Below are 14,979 nucleotides of genomic sequence, written 5' to 3' on the forward strand. Positions count from 1 at the left end.
GGACCAAGAAACAAATGCCTATGAAATTAAACGTACATTTCGTATTCTTCTGTATTTTTACTTTAGTTTGCTCATCAGTCTCTGCGCAACAGCGGGTGCTTTCCATCATGGATACGACCTATGTTCCGGTTTTGCCGGAAACACCAGAGTTCCACAATTACAATTATGTGTACAAATCCCGACTGGATTCGATCACTAAAACAGTTCCCTTAAGTTACAATGAACACGTTCAGAAATACATTGATATCTATACAGAACGTAAGGATATGATGGGTAAGATGCTTGGAATTTCTAATTACTACTTTCCAATTTTTGAAAAAGCTTTAAAAAGCTTAAATATTCCTGAAGAGATCAAATATTTGCCCATTATAGAATCCTCTATGAATCCACACGCCGTTTCGCGTGTTGGGGCTACCGGACTTTGGCAGTTTATGTTTACTACAGCTAAAGGTTATGGCTTAAATATGGACAATTTTGAGGATCAGCGTAAAGATCCGATCCAGGCCAGTTATGCTGCAGCTGCGTACTTTAAAGATGCTTACCAGGAGCTAGGTGATTGGTTGCTTGCGATTGCCGCATACAATTGTGGCGTTGGCAACGTAAACAGGGCCATTGCAAAAGCGGATTCCAGGGATTTTTGGGAAATCAGAAGGTTCCTGCCACTAGAAACAAGGAATTATGTACCTGCATTCATTGCGGCGGTTTATGTGATGAATTATTCCGGAAATCACCAGATTAAAGTGCAGAAATCTGAATTGGTTAAAAATACAGATACCATTCATGTTAACCATTTTGTAACCATTGCCTCCTTAGCCGAAGCCTTAAATATGGAAGAGTCTGCGCTGTGTGAGCTCAATCCATCCTACAAAAGGAAAATTATAAATGGCACAGAGCTTTCCCCAAAAAGAGTCATTTTGCCTAAAGTGAGTTTGGCTGATTTTTCTAAATTATATGCGGTGCTGAACGAATCTGTAATGGATGTCAATAAAAATATCGTTCTGGCTTCCAATGAAGACCGCAGGATCAAGAGAAAGCCTTCGGTAGAATCGAGGCCGGCATTTATGTACCACAAAGTAATTCCAGGACAGAATTTAAGTACCATTGCAGATAAATACCATGTGGAAGTGCAGGATTTAAAAGTCTGGAATAAACTGAAAAACTCAACAATTGTACCTGGACAGAAACTTAAAATTTACAACAACAATACCTCAACCAGACATAGCTCGGGAAGCACAAGCGGTTAACAGCTGTCTTACTTATTGAGCTGCAAGCTTACCCTCCTTATTTTTATTTTTAGGCTGATAAAAGAATTGTAACTTTGGCGTTTTACAGATGACCATTTTATGAGTAAGATTAATAGAAAACAAGACGCGCTAGATTACCATTCGCAGGGACGGCCGGGTAAAATACAAGTTGTACCGACCAAACCAACAAATTCTCAAAGAGATTTGACCCTTGCTTATTCACCAGGTGTAGCTGAGCCTTGTTTAAAAATAGCTGAGAATAAAGAAGATGTTTATAAATATACTGCCAAAGGAAACCTGGTTGCAGTAATTAGTAACGGAACAGCCGTTTTAGGTTTGGGAAATATAGGCCCTGAAGCCGGTAAACCGGTTATGGAAGGAAAAGGTCTCCTATTTAAAATCTTTGCAGATATTGATGTGTTTGACCTTGAGCTTGATGTAACCAATGTAGATGATTTTGTCAAAATTGTGAAATCATTGGAACCTACTTTTGGCGGAGTAAATCTGGAAGACATCAAAGCACCGGAATGTTTCGAAATTGAGCGTCGCTTGAAAGAAGAAATGAATATTCCGGTAATGCACGATGACCAGCATGGTACTGCGATCATTTCTGCAGCTGCGTTATTAAACGCCTGCGAGTTACAAAAAAAGAAAATGGACAAGATTAAGATTGTAGTGAATGGCGCTGGCGCTGCTGCAATTTCTTGTACCCGTTTGTATGTTTCTTTAGGAGCGAAAAAAGAAAATATTGTCATGTGCGACCGTACTGGTGTGATCCGGGATACCCGTGAAAACCTGGACGACATTAAAGCCGAATTTGCAACTTCAAGAAAGTTGGATACGCTGGAAGAAGCGATGAAAGATTCTGATGTATTTATCGGACTTTCTTCTGCAGACTGTGTAACCGAAGATATGCTAAAATCAATGGCTAAAAATCCGATTGTATTTGCAATGGCCAATCCGAATCCGGAGATCGCTTATGAACTGGCAATTAAATCGCGTAAAGATATCATTATGGCCACCGGCCGTTCCGATTATCCAAATCAGGTAAATAATGTTTTGGGTTTCCCTTATATTTTTAGGGGTGCATTGGATGTGCGTGCAACAGGAATCAATGAGCCGATGAAAATAGCTGCTGTGAGGGCTATTGCTGAACTGGCGAAAAAATCTGTTCCGGAAGCCGTTAATATGGCCTATAATGAAAACAACATCAAATTTGGTAAGGAATACATCATTCCGAAACCAATGGATCCAAGATTAATTACCAATGTGTCTATGGCCGTTGCTAAAGCAGCCATTGAATCAGGAGTTGCCCGTAAAGTAATTGCAGACTGGGCTGCTTATGAAGAGGAGCTGACACGCAGATTGGGGCAGGACGATGCCATTATGCGGGCCATTACCAACAAGGCGAAGTCTGATCCTAAACGTGTGGTGTTTGCAGAAGCTGACAATTATAAGATCTTAAAAGCGGCGCAGATCGTTAAAGACGAAAATATAGCTATTCCTATTTTATTAGGAAACAAAGACATCATCAATAAAATTATTGACGAAAATGCGCTCGAACTGGAAGGTGTTACCATTATTGACCCATTCCAGGAACCTGAGCTGATGGCTAAATATTCGCAGTCGCTTTATGAAAAAAGACAACGCAGGGGCGTAACTTTATTGGAAGCAACTAAGTTTATGCGCGACAGGAATTATTTTGGTGCTTCTATGGTTGAATTTGGGGCTGCCGATGCCATGATTTCTGGTCTGACTAAAAATTACGCCTCAACCATTAAACCTGCTTTACAGGTGATTGGTACTCAGGAGGGGGTGAACCGCGTTGCAGGTATGTATATGATGATGACGCAGAAAGGACCTGTATTTTTTGGTGATACTACTGTAAACGTAGACCCAAGTGTGGAGGAACTGGTTGACATCACCTTGTTATTGGAACGTGCCGTACGTAAGTTTAACATCCAGCCCCGGATTGCCTTGTTGTCGTATTCTAACTTTGGTTCGAATGAGGGAATTGTTCCTGAAAAAGTTAGAAAAGCAGTTAAGATTTTGCACGAACAACATCCAGAGATCGTGGTTGATGGAGAGATGCAGGGTAATTTTGCGATCAATAGTAGTTTGCTGAATGATAATTTTCCTTTCAGTCGATTGGTAGATGGTCCGGCAAATACCTTGATTTTCCCAAATCTGGAATCGGGTAATATTGCTTACAAATTATTGCAGGAACTGGGTGGTGCAGAAGCTGTGGGACCGATTTTGCTTGGACTCAACAAGCCTGTTCATATTGTTCAACTTGGAAGTTCAGTTAGAGAAATTGTAAATATGGTTACTTTAGCTGTATTAGACGTTCAGGGCAAGGCCCAGAAATTGAACGAAAAGGCTGGATTATTAAAAAAGATAAAGAAATAAGTAAATATGTTTGAATACATTGATGGTAAGCTCAGTTTTAAATGTCCAACCTACATTGTTGTGGAGGCAGGTGGCATTGGTTACCACATTCATATTTCATTGAATACCTACAGCAGCCTGAAAGATACCGAAAGGTGTAAAATCTATACCTGGCTGCACATTAAAGAGGATGCGCACACCCTTTACGGCTTTGCTGATGAGGGTGAGCGCAGGCTCTTTTTACATTTGATCTCCGTATCAGGAATTGGACCCAATACGGGCCGAATGATGCTCTCATCGATTACCCCAACAGAAATTCAAACGGCAATCGTAAATGCAGATTTACCTTTGATACAGCGGATTAAGGGGATAGGTGCCAAATCCGCGCAGCGATTGGTGCTTGAGCTGCAAGATAAATTAAAAAAAGAAGGTTCGGGATCATTAATTTCTGCACCTTTAAACAATACAGTAAAAGAAGAAGCATTGTCAGCATTGATGATGTTAGGCTTTGCCAAGGCAGCTTCGGAAAAGGCAATAGACAATGCGGTGAAAATTGGGGGACAAGATCTGTCTGTTGAACAAATGATAAAAACAGCATTGAAGAACTTATAAATTCTACCATTGAAAAACTTATTAGCGCTATTCTTACTTCTCCTCATTTCTTTCGGTGGACAACAAGCTTTTTCGCAGGTTGCTCCCAAAAAGAAAGTTGCAGATACTCTACAAAACTCTTTCGGTCTCAAAGAAAAACAAAGACTTGGATTAAGATCGCTCTCAAACCCATTTTATCCACTTCCTGACAATGTAAAAAGGGAGGTTGAATATGATGCGGTGAACAAACGATACATCATTCGGCAATTGATCGGAGACCGATTATACGCACCACCCCAATACCTTACAGTAGAGGAATACCAGCGTTTGGTAAATAGTGAAATCAAACGGGGAAATTGGCGGGAATTGTCAGACCAGGAGATCAACGACGTACGTAAAACAGGTGTCATCCCGACTTTAAAGGTAAACAGCAAATCGTTTGAAAGAATTTTCGGTGGGACAACCATTGACATCCAACCCAGGGGTGAGGCTGAATTGACTTTTCTTGGCCGGATCAATAAGAATGAAAATCCGCTGTTTAATCAGCGTCAGCGTGTACAGGGCAATTTTGATTTCAATCAACGTATCCAGATGGATGTGGTTGGTAACATCGGTACCAAGTTGAAAATCAACATGAATTACAATACGGAAGCGCAATTCGATTTTGAAAATCAGGTGAAGCTGGACTATACCGGGGGAGAAGATGACATTATTCAAAAAATAGAGGCAGGTAATGTAAGTTTACCCCTCAATACCACATTGATAAACGGCACGCAGGCCCTGTTTGGAGTCAAAACACAATTGAAATTTGGTAAACTGAATGTAAGTACTGTTTTTACCCAGCAAAAATCGCAGTCGCGCCAGATTCAGATCAATAATGGCGCACAGCAAAATGAATATCGGATTAGTGCCGACAACTATGAGGCCAATAAACACTATTTCCTGGCCCAGTATTTTAGGGACAACTATAACAAAACCCTGCAAAATCCGCCAACTTTAACTACGAGTATTTTAATTACCAAAATTGAAGTTTGGATTACCAACAAAAATGGAAATACACAGGATTCCAGGGACGTACTGGGGCTGATTGATTTGGGGGAGAATAAGCCATACAACAACTCGCTCATAGGAGGCCAGTCAACCCTGCCTTCCGGCTTTTTAAATACGACATTTCCAACCAATTCCAATAATTTGCTGCAGCGTTTGCCCGCAGATGCCAGGCTAACCAATTCCAACAGCGTGATTGGCTTTTTTGCGGCTAATGGCGGTACAGACAATTATGCCAAATTAACCTATGCCCGTAAATTGACCGAAAGGGAATACACCTTTCATCCGCAATTGGGTTACATCTCTTTAAATAATGCTTTAAATAGCGATGAGGTTTTAAGTGTGGCATACCGCTACACTTTTAATGGAGTAGAATACCAGGTTGGTGAATTCTCCACAGATGTGACATTTGACCAGGCTACACCAAAAGTACTTTATACCAAATTGCTAAAAAATGAAACTACCAAAATCAACCTGCCTACCTGGGACTTGATGATGAAAAACATTTATGCCATTGGTGGGTACCAGATCAGTCGGCAGAATTTCAGATTGGATATTTTTAGGATTGATGAACAGACTGGGGTAGAAAAACCATTGATTCAGGAGGGTGAAAAACTGGATGCAGATCGCGTCCCCTTAAATGGGAAACAATGGATCCAGGTTACTGGTCTGGATCGTTTGAACCAACAGCAGGAGCGTAAGCCTGATGGAGTATTTGACTTTCAGGCTGAAAATAAACCTTTCGTAGCAAGCAATAGCAATAGTACTTCACAAACGCAGATTTTTGGAAACAATGGTTCCGGATCAGGCGCTACGGGAAGCAACCAGATTAATTTCTCGGTCAATACCATGACAGGGTACATTACCATAGATCCACTGAACGGACGTATCATATTTCCGTTGATAGAACCTTTTGGAACGGATCTGGCCGCTCAGTTTTTGCCTACAGAGCAAGCCTTAATTGACAAATATACCTTTACGGCTTTATACGATTCCACCAAGGTAATCGCGCAGCAATTGTTCAGTAAACAAAACCGGTACATCATCAAAGGATCTTATCAATCTGAAATCTCATCAGAGTTCAGCTTGAATTCCATCAATGTTCCCGAAGGTTCGGTCCGGGTATTTGCGGGGACCATTCCATTACAGGAGGGCGCAGACTTTACCGTAGATTACCAGGGCGGAAGAGTCCGGATCATCAATCCGGCTTTGTTGAGTTCTGGACAACCAATACGTATTACGACAGAAAATAATGAGTTGTTTGGTTTACAGCAACGGTCCTTGTTTGGAACCCGTTTGGATTATAAGGTGAACAACAAATTGAATATAGGTGGTACTTTAATGAACCTGACCGAGAAACCCCTGACCGCCAAAGTAAATGTGGGTGAGGAACCGATCTCGAACACCATGTGGGGAATGGATTTGAACTACAGCTCGCCTTCAAGGTTCCTGACTAAAATGGTGGACAAAATTCCGTTTATATCTACCAAAGCACCTTCGAGTTTTACCTTTTCGGGAGAGTTTGCCCAATTGATTCCTGGGCATCCAAGTGCACTTAATTTTGGTGGACAAAATCGCGGCACCAGTTATCTGGATGATTTTGAGGCTTCGCGTTCCGTGATCGATTTAAAAAGTGCGGTAGCCTGGCAGTTATCGGGTACACCACAGCTTTTCCCGGAATCGCAATTGGTAGACAACCTCGCCTATGGTTATAATCGGGCGCGTATTGCTTTTTATAACATTGACCCTGTATTTTATAATCGGACCAGCGGCATCATTCCATCAAGTCTGATCAACAACCGGAATGAGCAGTCCAATCATTATGTGAGGCAGATTATTGAGCAGGAGGTTTTTCCGTTCAAAGAAACGAGTACAGGACAGGCATTAACTTTGCCAACACTGGACGTTGCATTTTATCCGACAATTCGTGGTCCTTATAATTTCGCTACTACAGGATTTAATCCGGATGGTACTTTGAGAAATCCGAAAACCAGGTGGGGTGGTTTGTTTAGAAGAATAGAAACCAATGACTTTGAGGCTTTGAATATTGAATATATAGAGCTTTGGGTGATGGACCCTTTCATTTATAAAACCAATGCTGCAGGTGGAGATCTTTATTTTAACATCGGTAACATCTCAGAAGATATTTTAAAAGACGGACGTAAGTCTTTAGAAAATGGTTTGCCAGCCAATGGCGACCCAAGCAAATATGATGAAACCAATTGGGGAAGGGTGCCGAAACTGCAACCGGTAGTACAGGCATTTGACAATGACCCAGCGGCAAGAAGATCACAGGATGTTGGTTTGGATGGGCTATCTAATGTGGATGAAAAAGCTAAGTTTGGCTCATTGATCAATCAAATCAAATCTCAGCTCAATCCCGATGCTGCCGCTTCCATAGACAATGACCCGTCTTCGGATGATTATGTTTATTTCAGAGGACGTGTTTTAGATCAGGAAAACGCAGGAATATTGAAGCGTTACGAGCGTTTTAACGGTACGGAGGGTAACTCTAAAACTGCACAGCAATCCATAGAAGATTTTGGTGTGGACAACTCAGCCTCTACTTCTTTGCCAGATGGAGAAGATATCAACCGGGATAACAACATGACCCAGAGTGACGAGTATTTTCAATATAAAGTATCTATCCGTCCGGGCGACTTAGTGGTTGGTCAGAAATTTGTAACCGATAAAGTGACTTCAACCGTTGCATTGGCGAACGGACAAAAGGCACCGGTAACCTGGTATCAGATCAGGATTCCATTAGATCAGTATCAGGATAAAGTGGGCGGGATTCAGGATTTCAAGTCTATCCGTTTCATCCGGATGTTCATGACCAATTTCGCAGATACTACCGTATTGAGGTTTGGAAAGATTCAATTGGTCAGAGGAGAATGGAGACAGTACAATTCCAATAACGAGGCTTCACAGGTTATTCTTGATCCGGCACTCCAAAATGTGGGGGCAGACAATTCTACAATCGAAGTTTCTACAGTGAACATTGAAGAGAACGGTAAACGTACACCAATTCCTTATGTAGTTCCTCCTGGTATTGAAAGAGAACGTGACTTTAGCAATTATCGCGGAGACACCAGACAAAATGAGCAGGCACTGGCACTGACAGTTAAAAACCTGAGAGATGGTTATGGAAGGGCAACTTTTAAGACTGCCATGAGTGATTTCCGCTCTTATAAACGTCTGGAAATGTTTGTTCACCTGGAAGCACTAGGGAATTTACCGTTGAACGATAACGATCTGAATGCATTTTTAAGAATCGGCACCGATAATCAGGATAACTATTATCAATATTCGCAACCCCTTAAAGTAACACGTCCCGGAACAAGTGATCCTTACGCCATATGGCCGGATCAGAATAAACTGGATATTGACCTGACGCTTTTCCAACAGGCTAAACTTGCCCGTAATAAAGCCCTTGATGTGGATGGCTTACCATGGAACATCAGTAAACCATTCCCTTATATTATCAATGGTAAAACCATTATTGTAAAGGGGCAGCCAGATATGAGTAAAGTTAGGGTTTACATGCTGGGGGTAATTAACCCGGCTAAGAACAATGCTGTCGGTACTGGGGATGATGGATTGGATAAATCCGCTCAGGTTTGGTTTAATGAGTTGAGGTTGACTGAGTTTGATGAAAGGGGCGGTTGGGCTGCAACGGCGCGGATGAGCGCGAAACTGGCTGATTTTGCGGATGTAAACATTTCCGGAAGTAAATCTACCGTTGGTTTTGGGTCTTTGGAGAAACGGGTGAGTGAACGAAACCGTGCGGATAATGTATTTTTTGACATCTCCTCCAGCATGGAGCTGGGTAAATTCCTTCCTCAGAAGACGGGGGTAAAAATACCCATGTTTGTGAGTTATTCTTCACAGGTAAGTACGCCTCAGTACGACCCGAAAACTCCGGATATTGAATTGAAAAATGCATTGGATGTAGCTTCGAAGTCAGAAAAGAAAGCCATACTGGAATATGCCCAGGACTATACCACCAGAAGTAGCATCAACTTTACCAATGTACGTAAAGAACGGACCAATCCGGATAAAAAACCTCAGGTATGGGATGTAGAGAACTTTAACGCCAGCTATGCTTATACCAAGCTTGCACATCGTGATTTTATCATTGAAAATAATGTACAGCAAACCTACCGGGCATCCTTAGCTTATAATTATTCTGGAGGTCCTTCAAAAAGTATCGAACCGTTCAGGAAAATTATTAAATCGAATACGTTGGCCTTATTGAAAGATGTAAACTTTAGCTTATTGCCGAGCTCCATCAATTTCAGGATAGATGTGGACCGTTATTATTCAGAAAATAATTTGAGAAATAATGATCCAAATAATAGCATCCCGATCAGGGCAACTTTCAATAAGAATTTCCTGGTTACCCGTGTATATGGTATATCCTGGAATTTGACCAAATCGCTGACCCTAGATTTTGATGCCACCAATTACTCCATTATTGACGAACCAGATGGCAAAATTGAAGGCCTGAAAAGGGATACATTGTGGCAAAACATGAAGCGTTTAGGTCGTACGACTGACTATACGCACAACATGAACATCAGCTATAACCTGCCAATTAACAAAATTCCTGGCATGGATTGGGTAACTGTAGCTACCCGTTACGGAACTAATTTTAACTGGCAGACTGAACCGCTTTCTACCTTAAGGGATCCTTTGATCGACTTGGGTAATACCATTCAGAATTCAAGAACGATACAGTTGAATCCGACCCTCAATCTGGCCGGACTGTACAATAAGTTTGGCTTTGTAAGAAGAGCCAATAAAGGTGCCGGAGATAAGGAATCTGGAACAGGCTTCCTGGTTGGGCTACTCACCAGCGTGAAGAATTTAAATGCCGCATATACCAAAACGCAAGGGATATTTTTACCGGGTTATTTACCTAAAACCAGTTATTTTGGAATTGACAATATCACCGGAGCACCTGGTCTGGGCTTTGTATTTGGTAGCCAGCGCGACATCAGGGAAATGGCGCTTAACCATGGCTGGATTACAAGAGATACCCTGCAGTCGCAGCTTTACATCAACACCCTGCGTGAAGACATTAGCATTACCGGACTGGTTGAACCGATCAGGGACCTGAGCATTACTTTAACAGCAAACAAGAACCGCACGCTCAACTATTCTACCAATTTCAGGTATGACAGGTCACTCCAGGATTTTCAAAATCTGAGTCCCTTTACTACAGGTGACTATAGTGTATCTTTTATCTCTCTCGGAACTGCTTTTTCTGACAAGACCGGTAGTACCGTCTCCACTTTGTTCAACAAGTTTATGGATAACCGGCAGGTGATTTCTCAACGCCTGGGTGCTGAGAACCCGAATTCATCCGGTACGCTACCTTCGGGATACGCCAATGGTTATGACAAGAATGCACAGGATGTAATTGTTTCTGCTTTCCTTGCGGCTTATACCGGCAAAGATGCCAGCTCTTCCAGCTTAAATTCTATGCCTAAGATTCCTTTGCCCAACTGGAGGATCAACTACCGCGGCTTAACCCGGATTGCCTTCCTGGAAGAGCGCTTTAGTTCCATAGATTTAAGACATTCTTATCGTTCTGTATATAGCATCAATGGATTCAATTCTTTGCTTCGTTATCAGGAAGCAAATGGCGCTGTAATCAGTAAAGATGAAAACAGCAATTTCTTGCCAAAGTACCAATATGCACAGGTTACCATAGCAGAACAGTTTGCACCACTGATTGGTGTAGATACCAGGCTGAAAAACAACATGACCGTTAATTTTGAAATGGGAAGAACACGTTTGCTTGGTTTAAGTTTGGCGAACAGTCAGCTTGCGCAGATGTCTGAAAATAACATGGTATTTGGTTTAGGATACCGTACAACCAAATTCAGGTTTCCTTTTGGTTTGCTGAAAGGTGTTAAGACGGATAACAACATGGACTTTAAACTGGATATTGCCATCCGGGATAATAAGACGGTGATCTATCGGGCTGACATCTTAGATGCGGAAGTGTCATCAGGAGCAAAGAACATCACCTTTAGACCAAGCGTGGATTATATCCTCAACCAAAGATTCAACGTTAGGTTGTTTTATGATTCGAACATTACCAAGCCCTACACTTCACAAACCTTCAATACCTCCTTTAGTAATTTTGGATTTAGTTTGAGGGTTACATTGAATTAGCGTTGTTTTAAATGCAGAGATTTAATTATCTTTGAATCGGTTCAGGAAAGCTGTACCTTTTTTAGATAATAACTAACAAATAAAAATAAAAAAATGAATTTTCCATCAGAATTGAAATACACAAAAGACCACGAATGGGTTAAAGTAGAAGGTAACGAAGCTTTGGTAGGTATAACTGATTTTGCACAACGTGAGTTGGGTGATATCGTTTATATCGACATCAATACAGTAGGTGATGAAGTGAGTAAAGATGATGTTTTTGGCACAGTGGAAGCTGTTAAAACCGTGTCTGATTTGTTTATGCCGGTTACAGGAACTGTATTGGAAGTAAACGCTGCATTGAATGACAGTCCTGAATTGGTAAACTCTGATCCTTATGGTCAGGGCTGGATGGTAAAAGTTGCCCTTGCTGATGTTGCTGATGTAGAAAACTTATTAACAGCTGATGCTTATAAAGCATTGGTGGGAGCTTAATTAATGAATTTTTTTAAAGGATTAAAATATCAGATCTGGGCAATCGTCTGGACGATTATGATTTTAGTGCTTTGCAATATAAAAATGCCTGATACCGGTGGTACAGGCATTTTTTTTGAAGGCTTTGACAAACTGGTCCACCTGGGTTTTTTCTTTGTGTTGACCGTGCTGTTATTTTATGGCAAAATCAGGCATCAGCACAATTACAGTTTCAGGTCTTTAACCATATTTAAAATTATCCTGATCACTGCCACTATTGGTGGGGGAATTGAGATTTTGCAAACAACCGTTTTTACTTACCGTTCCGGCGAATGGTGGGATTTTGGTTGCGATATGATTGGCGTATTGATGGCAGTATTTAGTTACGTATTGTTGCATAAATCTAATTATAACGAGGCCGTCAAATCCTGACAGCTTAATTACCTGTAAAAAGCAAATTACAAACGGATGAAAACTATAGCAATTAAGTTAACATTAATATTACTTATCGGGATCTCTACTGGTTGCAGCATCTTTAAACCGGGATGTAAGTGTCCCAAAGTAAGTTATAACAGTTATCCGCAACGGTAACGATCTGCGAATCCTACCGCGTCTTTTACTTTATTTGGAATTATTATAAATTAAGGCTAAATTGCGGGCGTAGCCTAACATAAAGCATCAATTGCTATGGAAAGACTAACAACATCAAATTGATTATACAGATGAAATTATCACAGTTAAAGCCGGGAGAACAAGGAACTATAGTCGCATTTACCGATTTAGATATGTCTGTAAAATTAATGGAGATGGGTTGTCTTCCAGGTGAAATCGTAGAGGTGGAGCGCTTTGCCCCACTGGGTGATCCAATAGCTATTCGCGTAGCTGGCTACCAGCTTTGCTTAAGAAAAAGCGAAGCTTCTATTATTATAATTCAATAGTGGTTTGGGAAAAAATATTAAAATTGCATTAGTTGGTAATCCCAATACCGGAAAGTCAACCCTGTTCAATCTTCTTACCGGGTTAAATCAAAAAATTGGAAATTTTCCGGGGATTACAGTAGATAAGAAAGTTGGTTATTGTAAGTTGTCAGCAGACAAACAGGCTGAAGTGATAGATTTACCTGGAACTTATAGCTTATATCCGAAAAGCAGGGATGAAAGTATCGTTTTTCAGGTACTTGCAGACCGAAACAACCCGAGTTTTCCTGATGCCGTTGTTTTGGTGGTTGACGCCACAAATTTAAGGCGTAACTTATTGTTGTATTCCCAAGTTGCAGATCTGGGATTACCTGTGGTACTTGCACTGAATATGACCGATATGGCCAAAAAGGAAGGCATTGAAATCGACGTCAATAAGCTTTCCCAGCGTCTTGGTATTCAGATTGTAGCCATATCTGCCCGGAGCAATTCGGGTTTAACTGAACTTAAAGAAGCCATCAACAATACGACTTCAATTGCAACGCAGGTTGCAGGTGCTGATGTACACGCCTTGGCTCCAGAGGCTATTGACCTCGCTAAAACCCGCTTGAATACAGCAAACAATTATTTTGCACTCCAGGTATTACATCAGTACGAAACACTGGAAGTTTTCTCTGCTGAAGATAAGAAGGCCTTTGCAGAAATTAAATCGAATCAGGGTTTTGAATCTTCTAAATTACAGGCTGCGGAAACCATAGCCCGCTATAGATATTTAAGTACAGTATTAACTGGTGTAATTAAAGATACCGGTGCTGCCAGGAAGTTCGTTTTTAATGATAGGATTGATGCGGTGCTAACCAATAAGTTTTGGGGCTTTATCATCTTTATCGGTATACTTTTCTTTATTTTTAATTCGATCTTCTCCTGGTCGGCTTATCCGATGGAACTTATTGAAAAGAGTTTCCTGTGGATTACCGCATATGGTCACGAACATTTACCAGATGGCATTCTGACCAATCTGTTGTTAGATGGTGTGGTTGCAGGTCTGGGTGGGGTCGTGATTTTTATTCCTCAGATTGCCATCTTGTTTGCTTTCATTTCTATCCTGGAAGATACTGGTTACATGGCAAGAGTAACCTTTATGATGGATAAGATCATGCGCAAATTTGGACTAAGCGGAAAATCGGTTGTACCAATGATTGGTAGTCTGGCCTGCGCTGTTCCCTCAATCATGAGTGCCAGAAATATTGAAAGCTGGAAAGACCGGATCATTACCATCATGGTTGCACCCCTGGTGAGTTGCTCTGCACGTCTGCCGGTTTATACCTTACTTATTGGTTTGGTTGTTCCTGAAAAAATGGTCTGGGGCTTTATCAATTTGCAGGGACTGACTTTAATGGGCATGTACCTCATCAGTATTTTTGCTGCAATTACGGTTGCTTTTGTGATGAACTTTCTGATCAAAGCCAAAGAGAAATCATACTTCATCATGGAGCTTCCGGTATATAGAATGCCGCGCTGGAGCAATGTGCTTTATACGATGTACGAGAAATCAAAAACCTTCGTCATCGAAGCAGGAAAGGTGATCATTGCCATTTCAATCATTTTATGGGTATTGGCAACTTATGGCCCGTCTGACCGATTTGAAGCTATTGATAAAAAGTATGCCGCCATTGAGGCAAGTAAGGATAGCGTTCAGATCAGTACCCTGGAAAGGGACCATGCTGCAGAGCGTCTGGAAAATTCATATGCGGGTATTCTTGGTCACGTGATTGAACCGGCAATACGACCACTCGGGTTTGACTGGAAGATCGGCATCGCCCTGATTACTTCTTTTGCGGCCAGAGAGGCCTTTGTAGGAACAATGGCAACCATTTATAGTGTAGATGGTGGTGACGAGGCTGAAGCAACGATTAGAGAGAAAATGAGAGCTGCCAGAAATCCTGATACCGGGCTTCCTGTATTTACATTTGCCACAGCCTTCTCTTTGATGCTATTTTATGCATTTGCGATGCAATGTATGAGTACAGTAGCAGTCGTTTACCGGGAGACCAAGTCCTGGAAATGGCCAGTCATTCAATTGGTGTATATGACAGGACTGGCCTACGTAGCCAGCTTAATCGCCTACCAACTTTTAAAGTAATTTACCTATA

8 protein-coding genes are annotated in these 14,979 nt (G+C 41.4%); all 8 read left to right on the forward strand.

From position 1 onward, the window contains the following. Positions 1-20: 20 nt before the first annotated feature. The 8 genes from IM797_RS09940 (at position 21) to feoB (ending at position 14,969) form a co-directional block, all read left to right on the forward strand. A complete protein-coding gene (locus tag IM797_RS09940) occupies positions 21-1,244 on the forward strand; it encodes a lytic transglycosylase domain-containing protein (protein ID WP_194126960.1) in 1,224 nt (407 codons plus the stop codon). 99 nt (positions 1,245-1,343) lie between these two features. Further along, positions 1,344-3,653 carry an NADP-dependent malic enzyme gene (locus IM797_RS09945; protein ID WP_194126961.1) on the forward strand — a complete coding sequence of 770 codons (2,310 nt, stop codon included), beginning with the start codon at positions 1,344-1,346 and terminating at the stop codon, positions 3,651-3,653. Positions 3,654-3,659: 6 nt separating this feature from the next. After that, positions 3,660-4,244, forward strand: a complete 585-nt coding sequence (gene ruvA / locus IM797_RS09950) for a Holliday junction branch migration protein RuvA (protein ID WP_194126962.1) — start codon at positions 3,660-3,662, stop codon at positions 4,242-4,244. Positions 4,245-4,253: 9 nt separating this feature from the next. Then, positions 4,254-11,456 carry a cell surface protein SprA gene (gene sprA / locus IM797_RS09955; protein ID WP_194126963.1) on the forward strand — a complete coding sequence of 2,401 codons (7,203 nt, stop codon included), beginning with the start codon at positions 4,254-4,256 and terminating at the stop codon, positions 11,454-11,456. A gap of 93 nt (positions 11,457-11,549) precedes the next feature. Beyond that, positions 11,550-11,930 carry a glycine cleavage system protein GcvH gene (gene gcvH, locus IM797_RS09960; RefSeq protein WP_194126964.1) on the forward strand — a complete coding sequence of 127 codons (381 nt, stop codon included), beginning with the start codon at positions 11,550-11,552 and terminating at the stop codon, positions 11,928-11,930. Between the two features lie 3 nt (positions 11,931-11,933). After that, entirely contained in the window at positions 11,934-12,341 is a 408-nt protein-coding gene (locus IM797_RS09965; RefSeq protein ID WP_194126965.1) for a VanZ family protein, read from the forward strand. Positions 12,342-12,631: 290 nt separating this feature from the next. After that, a complete protein-coding gene (locus IM797_RS09970; RefSeq protein ID WP_194126966.1) occupies positions 12,632-12,847 on the forward strand; it encodes a FeoA family protein in 216 nt (71 codons plus the stop codon). Positions 12,848-12,851: 4 nt separating this feature from the next. Then, a complete protein-coding gene (gene feoB, locus IM797_RS09975) occupies positions 12,852-14,969 on the forward strand; it encodes a ferrous iron transport protein B (RefSeq protein ID WP_194126967.1) in 2,118 nt (705 codons plus the stop codon). Positions 14,970-14,979: the final 10 nt, after the last annotated feature.

The organism is Pedobacter sp. MC2016-24 (assembly GCF_015223055.1).
Classification (GTDB): Bacteria; Bacteroidota; Bacteroidia; order Sphingobacteriales; family Sphingobacteriaceae; genus Pedobacter.